This is a genomic window from Martelella mangrovi, from assembly GCF_040545495.1.
Lineage (GTDB): Bacteria > Pseudomonadota > Alphaproteobacteria > Rhizobiales > Rhizobiaceae > Martelella > Martelella mangrovi.
In genome coordinates, this window is record NZ_JBEPLY010000004.1 from 102850 (window position 1) to 120019 (window position 17170).

Sequence of the window (17170 nt, forward strand, 5' to 3'; positions counted from 1 at the left end):
GATGACCGAGCTAGCCCGCGTTCGCGCAAAATACGTCATAGGTCCCGATGGCAGTCCGCTGACTGTTGCCGACCTGCCGCCCTCCAACACAAGACGCTGGGTCATCCGGCGAAAGGCCGAAGTGGTGGCGGCCGTCCGTGGCGGGCTTTTAAGCCTGGAAGAAGCCTGTGAGCGTTACTGCCTGACCGTGGAGGAATTCCTCTCCTGGCAGGCGTCGATCGACGATCACGGCCTTGCCGGTCTGCGCACGACCCGCATTCAGCAATACCGGAACTGAATCACGAGGGCAGCACGACCGACGCTTTCAAGCGCGGCCAAGGCCTTTGGTAAAAAAAAGCGCCTCCGTCAGAAATGATGGTGGCGCTTTTTCCGGTTTTCAGCAGCTCCCGAAACAAGAAAAGGCCGCACCCGATGGATGCGGCCTCGTTCAATTATACGCCAGCCAACCCGTGAGACGGTCAGGCGCGCTTCCTGTTGGCGCCGTCCCGCATTTCCAGGGCAGCGGCACGCTCATAGTCGATTTCCATCTGGGCAAGTTCCGCTTCCGCAACGTTTTGCTGCTGGCGCAGATCCGCTACCGACACGGCCAGATTATCCGCCCGCTGACGCGCAGACTTGGCAAATGTGGAATAGGCAAAATGGGCGGGATCGGAAATCCCGGACCTTTTTTCTTCCGCAGCAATCTGCTGCATGAGTTCGTCCGACATGCGTGCGAACTCGTCCATCATGAGTTGCAGTTGCTGCAACTGCCTTTTCTTTTCCTTCACCTGAAACGCCTTCAGACGCAACAGACTGTTTCGTGCCTTCATACGCAAAACTCCCCGGCTGACGAACGCATTGCCGAAAGGCGCCCCCCTTGTTGATTTCTGATTCGTTCTCCCTTTTTCGGGGATGATTAACGAATTCGAAATCCCGGTAACCTTTCATTTACAGTCATCGAAGACCATAGCGGTCATCACTTAAGGGTCGGTAAACCGAAAGCGAAAAAACCGGAAACTTGCGAGTCTAATGAGTCACTTAGCCAGTTTGGTTAATCTTTTTTGTTGGGTTTCACAAACTAAAAAACTCAATGAAATCAACGACGTCACTATGTTCATTAATAAATTCTGTTCACCTTGCCAAAAGGAATCAGAATTTGTTAACCATTCAATGGCAGCTTCTGTTTCAGGTCATCACTGAGTCCGTATCGCGTCGGGGCGACACCAGACCTTTCAATTGCGGCGGTTCAAGGGGAAAGACATGCGGGTTCTTTTAATCGAAGACGACAGTGCCACAGCGCAGAGCATCGAGCTGATGCTGAAGAGCGAAAATTTCAACGTCTATACCACCGATCTCGGTGAGGAAGGCGTCGATCTCGGCAAGATCTACGATTACGATATCATCCTTCTCGATCTCAACCTTCCCGATATGTCGGGATATGAAGTGCTGAAGGCGCTTCGGGTTTCGAAGATCTCCACACCAATCCTCATCCTCTCCGGCATGTCCGGCACCGACGACAAGGTGCGCGGCTTCGGCTCGGGCGCGGATGATTATCTGACCAAGCCTTTCCACAAGGAAGAACTGGTCGCACGCATTCACGCCATCGTCCGCCGGTCCCAGGGCCATGCGCAGTCGATCATCACCACCGGCGATCTTGCCGTCAATGTTGATGCCAAGACTGTCGAGGTCGACGGCCATCCGGTGCACCTGACCGGCAAGGAATATCAGATGCTCGAGCTGCTTTCGCTGAGAAAGGGCACGACGCTGACGAAGGAAATGTTCCTCAACCACCTTTATGGCGGGATGGACGAGCCGGAACTGAAGATCATCGACGTCTTTATCTGCAAGCTGCGCAAGAAGCTTGCGAACGCCGCCGGCGGCACCAATTTCATCGAGACCGTCTGGGGTCGCGGCTATGTGCTGCGCGATCCGGACCAGCAGGAAATGCAGAAGCGGGCCTGAGCCCGCCTTTTCCTCCTCCCCTCAAAATCATGCGGCGCCCGGCGCCGCTTTTTTTTGTTTTTGTACTCGCCAGGAAGGCCGAATGCCGCCTATTCGGCCGCGGGCTGCTGTTGTTGGGCAATGTCGTCGCGCCGCTCGCCCAGCGGGGCGCACAGCAGCCGCAGATCGCCCTTCAGTCGCTCGATCTTGTATTCGGCCGATTTCACCGACGCCCGGGCCTTGGCGACATCGTTTTCCGCAGCACAACGCTCCAACGGGTCAGCGCTTTGCAGCAGGGTTTCGGCGCGCGCCAGCACCGAACTGGCTGCAGCCAGTTCACTTTCGGCGGCGGCGATCCCCAGTTTCAGCGAGTCGAAGTCACTCATGAAAGCGCGGCGGTTGTCGCGCGCGGTCAGGATCGTGTCGAGCAGGGTCAGCCGCGCCTGTTGCGTCATGCGCAGCCCATCGCCCTCATCGATGAGCGGCAAGACATAGGAAATCAGGAACTGAAGGTTGAAGCCGCCGGTCTGGGTCATGAAACTCGGGATCGAGGTCGTCAGCCGGGTAAACCGCGACTGTTCGGCAATATCCAGCTGGGCAGCCGCCGCTTCCACCAGAAGGTCCTCCAGCTGCTTCTTGCCCGAGACGGCAAAACAGGCTTCTGCATCCTCTGTCTTGACCGGTGGATAGTCGGACAGCGCCGAAAGAACGGAACGGCCGGGGGAAACGTCATAACCGCCTTCGGCAAGTCCCGAAAGCCCCAGAAGCTCATCCCGCTTGGAGGCAAGCGAGCGGGACACAGCCATCGCTTCACGGCGGGCCGCTGAGATCTGGTCCCTGAGCGTGTCGAGCTCCATCTGACTGGAATTGCCCAGAGCCACTTCGACTTCCATGTCCTCGACCCGGCATTCCAGCCCCTTCTGCTTCAGGGCAACATTTTCGCGCTGGAAATCAAGCGCGGTATAATCGTTATAGGTATGCAGAAGCGCGCGCGTGGCATTGCGCTGGGCCACCTGATACTGCACCGGAATAAGACGCCCGGCGACTTTCACCGTCCGGCGATCCAGCCTAAGAAGCGCCCGCGAAACGTCCCAGTTCACGCCGAGGACGATATTTGAAACAGTCTCGATTTCATCGTTTTCACGGTTGAACGTCGAAATCTGCCGGGCTTCGGCACTGACGCGCGGATAGCGGCCCGACTTGACCTTATCGAGGTCCAGCACCGAGCGTGCGCGGCTGATGCGGGCGCGCATGAAATCCTTGCCGCGGCTGTTTGCGCTGGTGAGCAGTTCGGAAGGCCCGAGCGCCTTTCCGTCATCCGGCGGCACCGGCGGCGGGGCGTTGAGCTCGGCTTCCATCACGTCGATGCGTGTCTCGGTTTCCTTGAGCTGCGTCGAAGCGCAGCCCGCCAGTGCGACGCTGCACAGGGCAAGGCCTGCGAAGGCGGAAACGGAGCGACGACGGGGAAGGACCGGTCGCCGGCTGGAGAGGGGCACTGCACGTCTAGTCAAGGACAAAATCACCCGGATTGAGACCCGAGATCACCCGGACATAGTCATTGGACATATTGCCGAGTTCCACCTTGATCAGTTCGGGTTCGTCGCCGTCATCCTTGCGCACGAAGGTCTGGTCATCCCTGATCACCACCGCCGACACCGGCACAGCAGGCTCCGGCCGTACACTCGGCTTGGTGAAGCGGCAGGTCGCCGTCTGGTTGAGAAGATCGGCCCCGGCAGGATCGCGGAAGGCAACCTCGACTTCGGTGGTCAGCTCCCCGCGACGGCGTTCCACCGGTTTTTCCAGCGGCCGAAAGGCAGAGATTTCAGCAGGCCTCGGCTTTCCGTCGCTTTCGGGCGCCACGGTGACTGCAGCATTGCGCACAAGGCGCATCTCGGCATCGTCGAATGTGAGCCGCGCGCCAAGCTGCCCGGGATCGACAAGCAGGGCCAGCCGGTCGCCTTCATCGACCGTCAATTTGCCGTCGGCAGCCGTGCTGGTCTCGACATCCACAAGACGGCCGGATGCGCTTGCCCTGACAATCGCGTTGTCGAGCTTGTCATTGGCCTCGGCAAGCGCGTTTTCGCGTTTGCGGATATCATGGGTCATCCGGATCACCTCAAGCCCGGACTCCTGACGCGCCATCACGTTCTGCCGCCGTTCGCGCTCCAGCGCCGCATCCGCCGCATCAAGGTTGCGCTGGGCTTCCTGAAAGCGGCCAAGCGCCAGACGGCCCTGACCGTAAAGCCGCTTCATCTCGGCGAACTGCGCAGCCAGATAGTCACGGGTCGCCTCTTTCTCCGCCTCGTTGAGGTTCTGGATGGCGCGGGTGTTTTCCTGATACGGGCCCGTCCGGTAATCAAGCCGTGCCTGCATATAGTCGATATCCAGCCGGACTTCCTCCGCCCGCCGCTCGAGCGCTTCGGTATCGTAGCGCGCAATGACATCGCCCGGCGCCACCGCCCGGCCGTTTGCCACGTTGAGCGTCAGCCGACCGGAGACCGGCGCCACCACGGCCTGGGGCCGTCCGTAGCCGATTTTGCAACTGCGAACGATTTCTTCGGGGAAGGGGCGCATTTCGACAGGCACGCGCCGCACCTCCCGCGTCGGGTCGGCAACGGCAATCTGGTAGGTCTTCGGCGGGTCGGCAAAGGCCGTTGCCGGCAGCGCCAGAACCAGCGCGCCCGCTGACAATCGCAGCGAAACTTCATTAAAAAGCAAGGCGGGGCTCCCTCAGAAACTGACGGGACAGTTGTGGTCAAGTATTTTCTAAACGTCGCACTGGCAAAATTGTTTCATCAACCACCAATGCGACACGGCAAAGAAAACCCAATATGAGCACAAAGCGTGACAAAAATTGGATCGCCCCTTGCCGCAACGCAAAATCACGCCACGCCGCACGCTGTTCAGACCGCCGGTTTGGCCTCGAACACCACTTCGCCATCATTGACGACGAATTCGACGGACATGCCGGATTCTTCGGCCAGAAGCGCAGTGTAATAGGGCTGGACGTTGTGAGAGGTGATCGGGTCTTCCATGACACCGCCATAGATCCGGGCAAAATCGGCCGGCATCTGCACATACGGCCCACGGGCGCGGATAATGAAGGCGAAGATGTCACCGGCAGAATCAAGCCCGACATCGATGGTGCCGCCGCGCGGAATGGTGGACTGGGCGACGAGAAACAGGTTCAGAAGCAGCTTCACCCGGTCCTTGGGCGCATTGAGGCGCGGCCCGGTCCAGTTCAGCGTCACGCGTTTGCCCAGTCCGATCAGCTCGCGCGCGGCCGTTTCGGCCTCGCCGGTATCAAGCGGGGCTTCGAGGGTTCCCGAGGCGCCGAACGCGATCCGGGCGAATTTCAGATGAACCGTGGCGCTGAGCGTGCTCTGACGGATCAGGTTCAGCGCTTCCTCGTCCATGCCGCCTTCATCGAGCAATTCCAGTCCGTTTCCGGCAGCACCGATAGGATTGACCACGTCGTGGCATATGCGGCTGGCCAGAAGCGCGGCCAGATCGGCTCCGCTCAGTGTCAGATTCGGATTTTTCATCGCTGCAAACTTCCTTCCGGTTTGGCCGGCCACCACGCCATAGCATTTCCCGCCTTTCCGGAAAATCGCCGCATTTGGTAAATCCATTGTTAAGAGGTCTCCCTCACAATAGCGGCGGGTTCCACGCTTGCCACATTCACAGAAAAAGGCAATGGCGTAGCGCCCCGGTAATGCCATAAAGCAACAGGAATGGAACCGCCATGCTCGCCAGAACAGTCTCAAGGTCCGCATCGGCCCTCATTTTCGCTCTGCTCCTGCTGACGGCGCTCTGCACCCTGCAGGCAGCCGCGCAGACCGCACAGCAACCGCCGCCCGCAGCAGTCCAGCCGCAACAAAACGGCAATTTCTCCGCACAGGAGGTTATTGACGCGGGCAACACCTTTTTCGGCTCGGCAAGCTCCGGCCTGGCCACGGCACTGCAGAATGCCTTCGCCAAACACGGCCTGCCCAACGGCTATATTCTCGGCTCGGAAGGCTCCGGCGCATTCATCGCGGGCCTCACCTATGGCGAGGGTCAGCTCAACACCAAGAATGCCGGCATGCACAAGGTCTTCTGGCAAGGCCCCTCGATCGGCATCGACTACGGCGGCGACGGTTCGCGGGTGATGATGCTGGTTTATAACCTGCCGGCGGTGCCCGATCTGTTCCGCCGCTTCGGGGGCGTTTCCGGTTCGGCCTATGTCGTTGCCGGTTTTTCGATGCAGGTCTATACCAACCGCAATATCGTTCTGGTCCCCGTCCGCTCCGGCATCGGCGCGCGACTTGGCGTCAATGCCGGATATCTGAAACTGACCCAGAGACCGACCTGGAACCCCTTCTGACCGGAGAATGCGGCTTGGCAGGCGAACCTGAAGCAGAAAAACGCGAAATCGAGGCCCGTTACGCCGCACTTTGTGCACGCGTGGACGAAGCCGCCGGTTCCGCGCAGGAAGACGACGCGCTCAGGGACGCCTTTGCCGAACTTGCCGCAATGATGATTGCCTATAGCCACGAAACCGGTGCGAAACAGGCGCTTGTCGAAGCGCTCTCGCGCGCCGAGAAGGGCAGGACAAACCCCGCCCGCCTCAGCCTGGCCGCCCGTGCATTGAAACGGATTGCCGAAGACAACGGGAACTGACGGCCGGTCAGCCGATGCGACCGGTCGAAAGCGCCAGCTGATAAAGCGCGATCCCGGCGGCAGTGGCGACATTCAGGCTGTCGAGCCCCGGCGACTGCGGAATGCGCACCGGCCGGAAAGCCTTCAGGATATCCAGCGGCAACCCCTCCCCTTCGGTTCCCAGCACCAGCGCCGTGCGCCGGTCGGGCCGCAGGGTATGAAGCGCATCTTCACCCGCCGGAGAAAGGGTGACGACCTGAAAACCGGCGGCATCAAGCGCTGTCAGGATTTCCGCGCCAGACCCGCGGCGGCTCCACGGCATTTTCAGAACCGACCCGACCGAGACCCGCAGCGCTTTCCTGTAGAGCGGATCGCAGGAGGTCTCGTCGAGCAGCACGGCATCGGCGCCGAAAGCCGTGGCGTTGCGGAAAATCCCGCCGGCATTGTCGTGATTGGAAAGGCCGACCGCGACCGCAACCAGCGCATTGTCCGGCAGCGTGGCAATCATCCCGGCAGGCGACGGGCTTTCCGACACCCGCCCGAGCGCCAGCACGCCACGATGCATGTCGAAACCGGCAATCGCGTTCATCACCGCAGATCCGCAGACATAAACGGGAATGTCGTCAGGAAAACCCGCAAGCACATCGGCAACACCGGCGAGCCGGTTTTCCAGAACCAGAATGCGATCAGCGACAAAACGCCCCTTGCCGTGCGCCTGAGACAGCACACGCAGCACCACGGTGCCCTCGGCAATGAACAGGCCGCGACGCCCGACCAGATCCTTCTCCCGGATGGCGCGAAAAGGCGCTATCCGTTCGTCCTCTGGGTCAAGGATCGCAACCGGTTCAGCCGCCATCAGTCAAAACGGATTTCAACATCGGCGGCCATCCGGCCGGTGTGAAGGTCGAACAGGTACAAGGTCTGCTCGCCGTTTTCCTTCTGGCCGTAAATCAGCGCCTGACCGTTGCCATAGCTGATATCGGCGATCTGGAACCCGCGCGGCAGCGTGGCCGTCAGCGCACGCGGCGCATCGGCCGGCACGATCGCCCCGGAGGAGGTTGCCGCCGTCTGTTCGTCGGCCGGCTTGTTGAAGACCTTGTAGAGGATCGCGCCGAAAACCGCCATCAAAGAGACGATCATGATCAGCGCGGAAACGATCTGCAATCGCAGCATCCGCCGCCGTACCAGCTCGACGGCCGGGTCAAGCGGCTGTTCTTCTTCCTGGTCTTCGTTAAGATGTTGCGACATTGTCCATTGCTCCGCAGCCTTGTTTGGCATACAAGCGCCAGTCTCGCACCAGCCCTCACGCAAACACTCAGATGACAGACGATCCCTTTAAACAAACAGAGGCCAATAGAAAAGTCTTTCTCGTTCCCGAAGGAACGAAAGAGCGCCTCGACGCTTTTGTCGCACGCCAGATGGGCGACGGTGTATCGCGCACCCGCATCAAGGCACTGATCGGCAAGGGGGCTGTCACGGTCGACGGGTCGCCGGTTCTCGAGGCAAGCCGCAAGGTGAAGCCCGGTGCGGAAATCACGGTAATCATCCCGGAAGCCGTCGAGGCCGAGCCGCAAGGCGAGGATATTCCGCTCGACATCCTGCACGAGGACGACGATATCATCGTCATCAACAAGCAGGCTGGCCTTGTGGTCCATCCCGGCGCGGGCAACTGGACCGGAACACTGGTCAATGCGCTGATCTATCATTGCGGCGATACGCTTTCCGGCATTGGCGGGGTCAGGCGGCCGGGCATTGTCCATCGCCTCGACAAGGATACCACCGGCGTCATGATCGTGGCGAAGAACGATGCCGCCCATCAGGCGCTGGCCGCGCAATTTGCCGACCACGGCCGCACCGGGCCGCTGCAACGCGCCTACAAGGCGCTGGTCTGGGGACGGCCGCGCAACCTGCACGGCACGATCGACGCGCCGCTGGGACGCGCCTCCGACCGCATCCGCCGCGCGGTCAAATCCGCCGACAGCGCCGATGCCGATTTTGCGATCACCCATTACAATGTCGAGCAGCGTTTCGGCGAGCGGCCCGACGGAACGGCGCTTGCAAGCCTGGTCGAATGCCGTCTTGAGACCGGACGCACCCATCAGATCCGCGTCCATATGGCTCATGCCGGCCATCCGCTGATCGGCGACAGCCTGTATGGGTCCGGTTTCAAGACCAAGGCCAACCTTCTGGAAGAACCGGCACGCAGTATTGTGCGCGCCTTTCCGCGTCAGGCGCTTCATGCCGCCCTTCTGGTCATCGAACATCCCGCAACGGGTGCGCAGATGCGCTTCGAGGCCGCCCTTCCCGACGATATGACCGCACTGTGCGCGGCATTCGGGCCATCAGCGTAAAAAACATTCCAGTGAATGGAGTGTTCACCGTTCGAGAACCTTGAAACACGGGATTGCCATACTTAAATCCGGTTTTCCCTTCATGACATCAGTGACTGGTTTGCGGGGTCAAGACCTCGCTGGCTATGCTATGCTTGTTTCATGGAAGGTTCAGACACACCAAGGGGGTGAAAGCAGTGGCCAATACATTACCCAGCATTCGCGCCGGAGAAAACGGTCTCAACCGCTATCTCGAGGAAATCCGCAAGTTTCCGATGCTGGAGCCGCAGCAGGAATACATGCTCGCCAAACGCTATCAGGAGCATGACGACCGCAATGCCGCTCACCAGCTGGTGACGAGCCATCTGCGCCTCGTCGCCAAGATCGCGATGGGCTATCGCGGTTACGGTCTGCCGATCGGCGAAGTTGTCTCGGAAGGCAATGTCGGACTGATGCAGGCGGTGAAGAAATTCGATCCCGAACGCGGGTTCCGGCTTGCGACCTACGCCATGTGGTGGATCAAGGCCTCGATCCAGGAATATATCCTGCGTTCGTGGTCGCTCGTCAAAATGGGCACAACCGCCAATCAGAAGCGCCTGTTCTTCAACCTGCGCCGGCTGAAGGGCAAGATCCAGGCAATCGAGGACGGCGATCTCAATCCCGAACAGGTCAGCGAAATCGCCACCAAGCTGAAAGTCAGCGAGGAAGAGGTCGTTTCGATGAACCGCCGCCTGTCCGGCGACGCCTCGCTCAACGCGCCGATCCGCGCGACCGAGGGCGAAAGCGGGCAGTGGCAGGACTGGCTGGTCGACGAGAATGACAGCCAGGAAGACATCCTGATGAATCAGGATGAGCTGGAAAACCGCCGCGACATGCTGTCATCGGCGATGAACGTGCTGAATGACCGCGAAAAGCGGATTTTCGTGGCACGCCGGCTTTCCGAAGACCCGGAAACCCTGGAATCGCTGTCTGGCGAGTTCGACATTTCGCGCGAGCGCGTCCGTCAGATCGAGGTCCGCGCCTTCGAGAAGGTGCAGGATGCCGTGCAGAAACAGGTTGCCGCCAATGCCCGCGCGGTCCGCGCCGTGCGCGACGGCGACGACGCTTCGGAATAACAGGATCGCCTCGGTCTGAGCGTTTTCGCCAACCGGGAACATGAAGCCTGAACATATTGAAACGCCCCCACGGATGAAACCGCGGGGGCGTTTTGTTTTGTGATACGGCGATGATCCGGGCCATCCAGCCGTTATCAATGTTCAGAGGCCGGAGAGCCGATACACATCAGCGCAAGAGGAGCAAGTGGCGCCGGCAGATCAAGAACACCTGCCGCAGCTTCATCATCAAAGCCGCCGACCAGAACGCTTCCCAGCCCTTCTTCCGCCGCCTGAAGCTGGATATTCTGCGCAACCGCACCGGCTTCCAGATAAACATACCGCTCGCCGCGCGCGCCATAGGGCTGCTGGTCGACAAACGCCTGTGCCGCGGCCAGCATATCGCCACAGAGGGCGATAATGCACGCCGCATTCGCAACCCATTCAGGGTTACCAATCGCCGCCTTGCACAGGGCCGGTCGCAGATCGGTTTGGGTGATGGCTTTCAGGCCAGGCCCGGCCGGTTCAGCGGCGTATAATCCGCGCTCAAGACCGGCGACCCTGCCTGCCAGGACAAACAGGCGAAGCGGATAAAGCGCGTGCGCGGATGGAGCGGTCCTTTTGCCATTTTCGTCAGACCTGCCCTGGGCCGCCCACAGGAGCTTTTCCACGGAAGCGAGCGGTATCGGACGCTCCGCAAAAGTGCGGACCGAGCGCCGGCGGGAAATTGCCTGACCAAGAGTGATACCCATCTGTCCGGCCCCGTTTCACGCCCGCAAGCAGCCTTGCGCGGTATCGAAAAACCGCGTCAGTTGCCGCTGTTGATATCGCCGAGCGCCTGCCATTCCTGAATGGCGCGGTTGAAGATCGCCATGCCGGTCGTGCCTTTTTCAAGCGTCAGCAGCGCACGGCGGCCATTGCGGTAGGTCACCGGAATGTCGATCCAGTTGCGTTCTCCCAGAAGCGAGAGGTTCTGCGCACGCGCCTGATCGAAATCGTTGAGCGCGAGCATGTAGAGATCGTCCGTGATCTTGGCGGAAACCGCGATCAACGGATCGCCGCGTGCCGCCTCGGTGCCCTTCATCGAAATGCGCTGGACATTTTCGATCCCGCCACCGTCGAAATCATCGCTGAGCGTGAAGGAAATGTCGATGAGATGGCTTGCCGGCAGCGACGGGTCGTCATTGCGCCGGAAGGTCAGGACACCGGAAAGGCCGGCATCAGGCACATTCAAAACGCCCTCGACCACCGGTTCGGAAACCGCCGTTCCGGTGTTCTCCTGCTTCAGCTCCCATTCAACCGTGCCCTGGAAGGCCGAGGGTACGGACTGGCCGAGCTGTTCTTCATAAAGATACATCTTCTGCCCGGACCCGACCGGCGGCGCGGGATCGGCCGTCTCTGTGGCGGACGCTGTTTCCGACGGCGTCGAGGGCGATGTCTGGTTGGCAACCGAGCGCGCCGGCCCGGACACGGCACCGGCAGCCGGCAGGCCTTCGTCGACCTCGGTTCCGTCGGGCAGCAGTCGCTGGGTATAGGGCTTGGTGTTTTCGGCCGTTTGCGTCTCGTCCGGCTCAGATGCGGGTTCTCCCGATGCCGAAGACGGCTCGCTTCCCGCACTCTGCTGCTGATCGGCAGGCGAAATAGCCGCCACGATACGATCGCGGTTGTCCCAGGCGAAATAGCCGCCGACAACGAGAACCAGCGCGACGACAACGGCGCCGGCGATCATGAAAATACGCCGCTTGCGTCCGGCCTCGGCGTCATCATCTCCAGCCTGCGCCGGGGCGCCGGTCATCTCGTCATAATCATCGAAGCCCGAACCGGGATCTTCCGGTTCCAGCCCTAAAAGACTGTCGACATGCGCCCAGTCCTTTTCCGGCACGGACCGGCGGGGCGGCGGCGGAGCGGGCTCGAACGGACCGGCCTTTGCGGTTGTCGCCTCGAAATTCCAGTCATGCGGCGCGGATTGTTGTTCTTCTTCATCATCCCAGTCCCGACGCAGCGCCTCTTCTTCGTCGGGCTCGACGATGACGGTGCCCGCATCGGTTTCGACCGGTTCGTCGGTCACATCATAGGTATAGGCATTGTCGCGGTCTTCGGCGCCATCATCGTGATAGACCCGGTCCGGCGTGCTGACCGTTTCGAAGGTTGCGCCTTCAAGCAGATTGCGCGACGCAGAGGGCGCTTCTTCATCGAAAGGCGCGGTCTCCGTTTCCGCACTTTCGTCGACAGCAGGCCTGTTGGCAAACTCAGGCGCTTCGGCCATTCCAGGAGCCGGCTCCGCCGGACCCTCATGCGCATGGTGATCGTCATATTCGGGGTAGGACGCATCGGAAACGACCCGTTCCGGCTCACCAGTGGGAACCTCTTCCGGTTCGTCGTCCTGCTGTGTTTCCGCCTCATCGGCGGGCCATTCCTGTCGTGCGTCTTCCGGCGCGCGAGCAGGCTCGTCATCGCCCGCATCGGCCGAAATATCGTCTCGCGCCTGTTGCGCGGCAACAGGTTCTTCCGGCAGATCGGCATCCTCGGGCGGCAACGCCTCGGCAAATTCGGCCTCGACTTCGGCAATCGCGGCGTCGATCTTGTCTATCTGCCGCTTGATCAACGCCTCGGGCGGGGCCGGAGACATGTTCTCCATCTGCCGGACGACGGCGGATCGCGCCTTCTCGTAAACGCGCGCGCGCAATTCCGGAGACTGTTCCGGAAGGCCTTCGACGGCACGCCGAATGACTGCTGTGAAATCCGCCATTAATTACCCCTATTGTGCGGGTCGTATTCCGCGACAATACTATGATTTATGCTTAATCCTCAAACGGATCGGTCACAAGAATGGTGTCTTCACGCTCAGGACTTGTGGATAGAAGCGCAATTGGTGCACCAATCAGCTCTTCAACCTGGCGTACATATTTGACAGCCTGTGCGGGAAGGTCCGCCCACTTGCGTGCGCCGACGGTTGATTCTTTCCAACCTTCGAGCGTGATGTAGACCGGTTTGACCCGTGCCTGAGCGCCCTGACTGGCCGGAAGTGCCTCGATCTGCTCGCCGTCAAGCTCATAAGCGACGCAGATTTTCAGCTCATCGAGGCCATCCAGCACGTCCAGCTTGGTCAGCGCGATGCCGGTGATGCCGTTGGTGGCAACAGCCTGACGCACCAGCACGGCATCGAACCAGCCGCAGCGGCGCTGACGCCCGGTCACCGTGCCGAATTCACGGCCGCGCTCGCCGAGAAACTGGCCAACCTCGTCTTTAAGCTCGGTCGGGAACGGACCTTCGCCGACGCGGGTGGTATAGGCCTTGGTAATGCCGAGCACATATTCAAGCGCGCCCGGCCCCATGCCGGAGCCGGCGGCGGCCTGGCCTGCGACCGTGTTCGACGAGGTGACGAAGGGATAGGTGCCGTGATCGATATCGAGCAGCGAACCCTGCGCGCCTTCAAACAGGATGCGCTGACCGGCGCGGCGCTTCTTGTCGAGCAGCAGCCAGACGGTTTCGCGGAACGGCAGAACCTTGTCGGCGATCGAGGTCAGTTCATCCATGATCGCATCATGCTCGATTTCGGCTGCGCCAAAACCGCGCCTTAAAGCATTGTGATGGGTCAGCAGGCGGTCGACCTTGGCCGGCAGCGTTTCCAGATTGGCCAAATCCATCAACCGGATCGCGCGACGGCCGACCTTGTCCTCGTAGGCCGGACCGATGCCGCGGCGCGTGGTGCCGATCTTGGTGCCGGAATTGGATGCGGCATCCTCGCGCATGCCGTCCAGTTCGCGGTGCAACGAAAGAATCAGCGTCGCGTTGTCGGCGATACGCAGATTGTCGGGCGAGATCGAAACGCCCTGCGCTTCCAGCCGGCCGATTTCGGCAATCAGTGCATGCGGGTCAACGACCACGCCATTGCCGATAACGGCAAGCTTGCCTTCACGCACAACGCCTGACGGCAGCAGCGACAGCTTGTAGCTGACGCCATCAATCACGAGGGTGTGGCCGGCATTATGGCCGCCCTGATAGCGCACCACGATATCCGCGCGCTCGGACAGCCAGTCGACGATCTTGCCCTTGCCTTCATCGCCCCATTGCGAGCCGACCACTACAACATTTGTCATTTTACCTACCTAGAAACCGATGCCTTGCCTGCGGCAGAACCGCAGCATCTATAACCATCCCTTACGTATATTGCGACACCCCTTAGCCGCAAGCCCGCAAAATTTTTGCGTGACTTTGGCACGCGCGACAGATTATGGCGAAAGCGCGGTAAAACCATCATCCCTTCTTTTTTGAAGATACGACCTGCGGATGAGCCAAATAGGGGACTATGGCCATGCAATGGCGCGCCTATCTTCTTTTGACAGTGACCACACTTTTCTGGGGCGGAAACCTCACTGTCGGCAAACTCGCCATCGGTCACGTATCCCCGATGGTGATGAACTCGCTCAGATGGGGCATCGCCGCGCTGGTCATTTCGGCCTTCGCCATGCCGCAGATCCGTCGTGACTGGCCGGCCATCAAAAAGAACTGGCCGATCCTCTTCGGTTTCGGCGCTGTCGGCTTTGCCAGCTTTAATGCCTTTCTCTATTCCGGTCTGAGGTTCACCTCCGCCATCAACGGCGCCATCGACCAGGCCGCAATTCCGCTTTTGATCTTCGCCCTCAACTTCGTGTTTTTCAGGGTTCGCGCCTCGTTAGCGCAGCTCGCCGGGTTTGCGCTTACCCTCGCAGGCGTTGCCGTGACGGTTTCCCATGGCCAGATCTCGCGGCTTCTCAGCCTTGAAATCAATTTCGGCGATTTTCTCGTGCTGATGGCGGTGCTGTGTTATTCGTTCTACACGGTCTGCCTGCGCTACAAGCCGGCCCTCGACTGGCGGGCCATGGCCATGGCCTGTTTCATCGGGGCCTTCATCGCCTCACTGCCGATGGTGGCAACGGAGGCCGCACTGGGCCTTTCCATGCTGCCGCACGACCTCACCGGCTTCGGCGTTATCGTCTTTATCGGCCTGTTTCCCTCACTGGTCTCGCAGATTCTGTTTATCCGCGGCGTGGAGATGATCGGGCCGAACCGCGCCGGCCTGTTCATCAACCTCATTCCGGTCTTCGGCATGATCCTTGCCGTGGTCGTGCTTGGCGAAAACCCCGAAGGCTATCACGCCATCGCGTTCCTGCTGGCCATCGGCGGTATCGCCCTTGCGGAATGGGGCAAACCGAAACAGGCCTGAGAGCGCGCGCAAAAAGGCAGCGGACGGAACACAAAACGATGCTTTTGTCCGCATGATGTTTTTCCTACACCTGTTTTGAAGCCGCACAGGGGATGCGGCACGGGAACATCAAACAGGTTGATCGACATGGCCAAGCGCTTCTACTGGAATGAACTGACAAGCCCGGAATTCAGCGCTCTGGACCCGGCGACCACCGTCGCCATCCTGCCGCTTGCCTCGACCGAACAGCACGGCCCCCATCTGCCGGTCGCCACCGATGTGGCGATTGCGCAGGGCATGCTCGACACGCTTCAGGATAACATCCCCGACAATCTCGACGTGTTGGTGCTTCCCGTTCAGGAAATCGGCAAGGCCAACGAGCATATCCACGGCCCCGGCACGCTGTCCTTCGGCGCGGATCTTCTGATACCGGCCTGGACGACGATTGGCGAGAAGGTGGCGGCCGCCGGCCTTCGCAAGATCATCATGGTCAACAGCCATGGCGGCAATCTCGACATCATGAGCATCGTCGCGCGCGAAATGCGGGTGCGCTTCGAGATGGTCGCCGTTGCCACCCAATGGGCGCGCTTCGGCACGCCGGAGGGCATGATCAGCGAGGAAGAACGCACCTATGGCATTCACGGCGGCGAGGTCGAAACATCGCTGATGCTCCACTTCCGCCCGGAACTCGTGAAAATGGAAAATGCCGAAAATTTCGTGTCGCTGGCCAAATGGCAGAAGGAAAACACCCGCCGCCTGCAGCCGACGCCGCCGAATGCGCTCGCCTGGGTCGCCCATGACCTCAACCCCAAGGGCGCGCTCGGCAATGCCGCGATCGCGACCGCCGAAAAGGGCGCAGCCATTGCCCGCCACCAGATCGAAGGCTTTATCGAGCTGGTCGAGGATGTCGTCGCCTATCCGCTGGACAAACTCTATACGCCGGTCTGATCAGCCCGGCGACGGCGGCAGGTGGTGACGCTCCTGCAACGTCTCGATCATCGCTGCGATTTCCTTCAGCAGGTAATCGACAAACAGGCTGCTGGCCGCATCCAGCGGCGCGCGGGCGCGGGAAAACAGCTTCATCGGCTGGTGACGCACATGCGGATCGGCGAGCGGGCGGAAGGCAAGCTCGCCCTTCTGGCATTCGACATAGACATCGAGCGGGTTGAGAAAGGTCAGCCCCGTGCCGCGCTTGACCAGACCTTTCAGCATCTCCGACGCATTGGTCTCGACCACCGGTTCGATCGGCAGCGACAGCGGCGAAAGCGCCAGGTTGATGACGTGACGCAGGCTGGTTCCCGGCTGCGCCAGAACCAGCGGCTCCTGCACGACATCGGAGACATTGACGCGGTCTTCCTTCGCGAGGCGATGGTCCGGCGGCATTACCGCGCCAATCGGCACATCGAAGGATGCCAACGTGCGGATGCCGGGGGTCGGCGGAATGTTGAAGCCAAGGCCGAGATCGACATCGCCGGTCAGCACATTGGCAATCGTCGTGGTGCCGCCATCGGACCTGAGATGAATACGGATTCTCGGATTGTCGGCGACGAAGCGGCCGATGATCTCCTGCAGCGGACCGGCCGCAAGCCCGACGGTTGCCACCAGAGTCACCTTGCCGGCCTGCGGCATTTTCAGCGCACGGATGCGCGATTCCAGCCGCTCATAGCCCTTCAGCACCTCGCGGATATGCTCCACGCACATCTCGCCGGCCGCCGTCAGCCGCAAGCCCCGCGGCAGCCGTTCGAACAGCGGCGCGCCGAATTCCTCCTCCAGCGCCAGAATTTGCCGGTTGACGGCGGAGGAGGCGACATTCAACCGCTGGGCCGCCTTACGGATCGAACCGCATCGGGCAATTTCATCGATATATTGCAGTTTCCTGGAGTGCAGCATGGGCGTAAACTCAAGCGTAAAAGAACCGACTCTGACCAAATTTTGCGCAGTTCGATTACATTTATAACAATCGCGCCGCCTGTGCAAAAAAGGCATCAATGCGCACGAAATTT

18 protein-coding genes are annotated in these 17170 nt (G+C 60.6%); 8 read left to right on the top strand and 10 right to left on the bottom strand.

Annotated elements, in window-relative coordinates:
* Position 1: 1 nt before the first annotated feature.
* Complete coding sequence (sciP, locus tag ABID12_RS07365; protein WP_018065061.1) at positions 2-277, top strand: CtrA inhibitor SciP; 276 nt, start codon at positions 2-4, stop codon at positions 275-277.
* A 181-nt stretch (positions 278-458) separates the two neighbouring features.
* Here sciP and ABID12_RS07370 read toward each other — a convergent pair whose 3' ends face one another.
* Positions 459-809, bottom strand: a complete 351-nt coding sequence (locus ABID12_RS07370) for a flagellar export protein FliJ (RefSeq protein WP_106309773.1) — start codon at positions 807-809, stop codon at positions 459-461.
* A 430-nt stretch (positions 810-1239) separates the two neighbouring features.
* Between ABID12_RS07370 and ctrA the strand changes: the two genes are divergently transcribed.
* Positions 1240-1941, top strand: a complete 702-nt coding sequence (gene ctrA, locus ABID12_RS07375; RefSeq protein ID WP_106309770.1) for a response regulator transcription factor CtrA — start codon at positions 1240-1242, stop codon at positions 1939-1941.
* 89 nt (positions 1942-2030) lie between these two features.
* On the opposite strand, the gene ABID12_RS07380 is transcribed toward ctrA, so the two are convergent.
* The 3 genes from ABID12_RS07380 to chpT all read right to left on the bottom strand — a co-directional run bounded on the left by ABID12_RS07380 (position 2031) and on the right by chpT (position 5465).
* Positions 2031-3431 carry a hypothetical protein gene (locus tag ABID12_RS07380; RefSeq protein ID WP_354433682.1) on the bottom strand — a complete coding sequence of 467 codons (1401 nt, stop codon included), beginning with the start codon at positions 3429-3431 and terminating at the stop codon, positions 2031-2033.
* Positions 3424-4638: an efflux RND transporter periplasmic adaptor subunit gene (locus ABID12_RS07385; protein ID WP_354433683.1), complete on the bottom strand. Its 1215-nt coding sequence runs from the start codon at positions 4636-4638 to the stop codon at positions 3424-3426. Before ABID12_RS07385 ends, ABID12_RS07380 begins: the two co-directional genes overlap by 8 nt.
* A 185-nt stretch (positions 4639-4823) precedes the next feature.
* Entirely contained in the window at positions 4824-5465 is a 642-nt protein-coding gene (chpT, locus tag ABID12_RS07390; RefSeq protein ID WP_319518780.1) for a histidine phosphotransferase ChpT, read from the bottom strand.
* Positions 5466-5665: 200 nt separating this feature from the next.
* Here chpT and ABID12_RS07395 point away from each other — a divergent pair, with 200 nt between their 5' ends.
* Both ABID12_RS07395 and ABID12_RS07400 read left to right on the top strand, forming a co-directional pair.
* Positions 5666-6286: a DUF1134 domain-containing protein gene (locus ABID12_RS07395; RefSeq protein ID WP_354433684.1), complete on the top strand. Its 621-nt coding sequence runs from the start codon at positions 5666-5668 to the stop codon at positions 6284-6286.
* Between the two features lie 14 nt (positions 6287-6300).
* Entirely contained in the window at positions 6301-6582 is a 282-nt protein-coding gene (locus ABID12_RS07400) for a hypothetical protein (protein WP_354433685.1), read from the top strand.
* A gap of 7 nt (positions 6583-6589) precedes the next feature.
* Here ABID12_RS07400 and ABID12_RS07405 read toward each other — a convergent pair whose 3' ends face one another.
* Positions 6590-7417: a TrmH family RNA methyltransferase gene (locus ABID12_RS07405; RefSeq protein WP_354433686.1), complete on the bottom strand. Its 828-nt coding sequence runs from the start codon at positions 7415-7417 to the stop codon at positions 6590-6592.
* The gene (locus ABID12_RS07410) at positions 7417-7809 is read right to left on the bottom strand and encodes a hypothetical protein (protein ID WP_106309752.1); all 393 of its coding nucleotides are present in this window, start codon (positions 7807-7809) and stop codon (positions 7417-7419) included. The genes ABID12_RS07405 and ABID12_RS07410 overlap by 1 nt, the downstream gene beginning before the upstream one ends.
* A gap of 71 nt (positions 7810-7880) precedes the next feature.
* Between ABID12_RS07410 and ABID12_RS07415 the strand changes: the two genes are divergently transcribed.
* Together ABID12_RS07415 and rpoH are read left to right on the top strand one after the other, a co-directional pair.
* Positions 7881-8912 carry an RluA family pseudouridine synthase gene (locus tag ABID12_RS07415; protein WP_354433687.1) on the top strand — a complete coding sequence of 344 codons (1032 nt, stop codon included), beginning with the start codon at positions 7881-7883 and terminating at the stop codon, positions 8910-8912.
* A gap of 125 nt (positions 8913-9037) precedes the next feature.
* Positions 9038-10006 carry an RNA polymerase sigma factor RpoH gene (rpoH, locus tag ABID12_RS07420; protein WP_106309746.1) on the top strand — a complete coding sequence of 323 codons (969 nt, stop codon included), beginning with the start codon at positions 9038-9040 and terminating at the stop codon, positions 10004-10006.
* 134 nt (positions 10007-10140) lie between these two features.
* Here rpoH and ABID12_RS07425 read toward each other — a convergent pair whose 3' ends face one another.
* Genes ABID12_RS07425 through ABID12_RS07435 form a run of 3 tightly spaced genes read right to left on the bottom strand, consistent with a single transcriptional unit; the run spans position 10141 to position 14082 of the window.
* Positions 10141-10734: a SagB/ThcOx family dehydrogenase gene (locus tag ABID12_RS07425; protein WP_354433688.1), complete on the bottom strand. Its 594-nt coding sequence runs from the start codon at positions 10732-10734 to the stop codon at positions 10141-10143.
* 56 nt (positions 10735-10790) lie between these two features.
* Complete coding sequence (locus tag ABID12_RS07430; RefSeq protein ID WP_354433689.1) at positions 10791-12731, bottom strand: hypothetical protein; 1941 nt, start codon at positions 12729-12731, stop codon at positions 10791-10793.
* 52 nt (positions 12732-12783) lie between these two features.
* A complete protein-coding gene (locus ABID12_RS07435) occupies positions 12784-14082 on the bottom strand; it encodes an adenylosuccinate synthase (protein WP_319518775.1) in 1299 nt (432 codons plus the stop codon).
* 215 nt (positions 14083-14297) lie between these two features.
* On the opposite strand from ABID12_RS07435, the gene ABID12_RS07440 reads away from it, so the two are divergent.
* Both ABID12_RS07440 and ABID12_RS07445 read left to right on the top strand, forming a co-directional pair.
* Positions 14298-15188, top strand: coding sequence for a DMT family transporter (locus ABID12_RS07440; protein WP_354433690.1), 891 nt, complete (start codon positions 14298-14300; stop codon positions 15186-15188).
* Between the two features lie 126 nt (positions 15189-15314).
* Complete coding sequence (locus tag ABID12_RS07445) at positions 15315-16115, top strand: creatininase family protein (RefSeq protein ID WP_354433691.1); 801 nt, start codon at positions 15315-15317, stop codon at positions 16113-16115.
* Here ABID12_RS07445 and ABID12_RS07450 read toward each other — a convergent pair whose 3' ends face one another.
* Entirely contained in the window at positions 16116-17057 is a 942-nt protein-coding gene (locus ABID12_RS07450; protein ID WP_319518772.1) for a LysR family transcriptional regulator, read from the bottom strand.
* Positions 17058-17170 lie beyond the last annotated feature (113 nt).

Excerpts from the sequence above, each read along its gene's own strand:
- ABID12_RS07450 (WP_319518772.1), bottom strand. The coding sequence starts at position 17,057 with ATGCTGCACTCCAGGAAACTGCAATATATCGATGAAATTGCCCGATGC.
- ABID12_RS07395 (WP_354433684.1), top strand. The coding sequence starts at position 5,666 with ATGCTCGCCAGAACAGTCTCAAGGTCCGCATCGGCCCTCATTTTCGCT.
- ABID12_RS07405 (WP_354433686.1), bottom strand. The coding sequence starts at position 7,417 with ATGGCGGCTGAACCGGTTGCGATCCTTGACCCAGAGGACGAACGGATA.
- ABID12_RS07410 (WP_106309752.1), bottom strand. The coding sequence starts at position 7,809 with ATGTCGCAACATCTTAACGAAGACCAGGAAGAAGAACAGCCGCTTGAC.
- ABID12_RS07435 (WP_319518775.1), bottom strand. The coding sequence starts at position 14,082 with ATGACAAATGTTGTAGTGGTCGGCTCGCAATGGGGCGATGAAGGCAAG.
- ABID12_RS07415 (WP_354433687.1), top strand. The coding sequence starts at position 7,881 with ATGACAGACGATCCCTTTAAACAAACAGAGGCCAATAGAAAAGTCTTT.
- ABID12_RS07430 (WP_354433689.1), bottom strand. The coding sequence starts at position 12,731 with ATGGCGGATTTCACAGCAGTCATTCGGCGTGCCGTCGAAGGCCTTCCG.
- sciP (WP_018065061.1), top strand. The coding sequence starts at position 2 with ATGACCGAGCTAGCCCGCGTTCGCGCAAAATACGTCATAGGTCCCGAT.
- rpoH (WP_106309746.1), top strand. The coding sequence starts at position 9,038 with ATGCTATGCTTGTTTCATGGAAGGTTCAGACACACCAAGGGGGTGAAA.
- ctrA (WP_106309770.1), top strand. The coding sequence starts at position 1,240 with ATGCGGGTTCTTTTAATCGAAGACGACAGTGCCACAGCGCAGAGCATC.
- ABID12_RS07425 (WP_354433688.1), bottom strand. The coding sequence starts at position 10,734 with ATGGGTATCACTCTTGGTCAGGCAATTTCCCGCCGGCGCTCGGTCCGC.
- ABID12_RS07370 (WP_106309773.1), bottom strand. The coding sequence starts at position 809 with ATGAAGGCACGAAACAGTCTGTTGCGTCTGAAGGCGTTTCAGGTGAAG.
- ABID12_RS07440 (WP_354433690.1), top strand. The coding sequence starts at position 14,298 with ATGCAATGGCGCGCCTATCTTCTTTTGACAGTGACCACACTTTTCTGG.
- chpT (WP_319518780.1), bottom strand. The coding sequence starts at position 5,465 with ATGAAAAATCCGAATCTGACACTGAGCGGAGCCGATCTGGCCGCGCTT.
- ABID12_RS07445 (WP_354433691.1), top strand. The coding sequence starts at position 15,315 with ATGGCCAAGCGCTTCTACTGGAATGAACTGACAAGCCCGGAATTCAGC.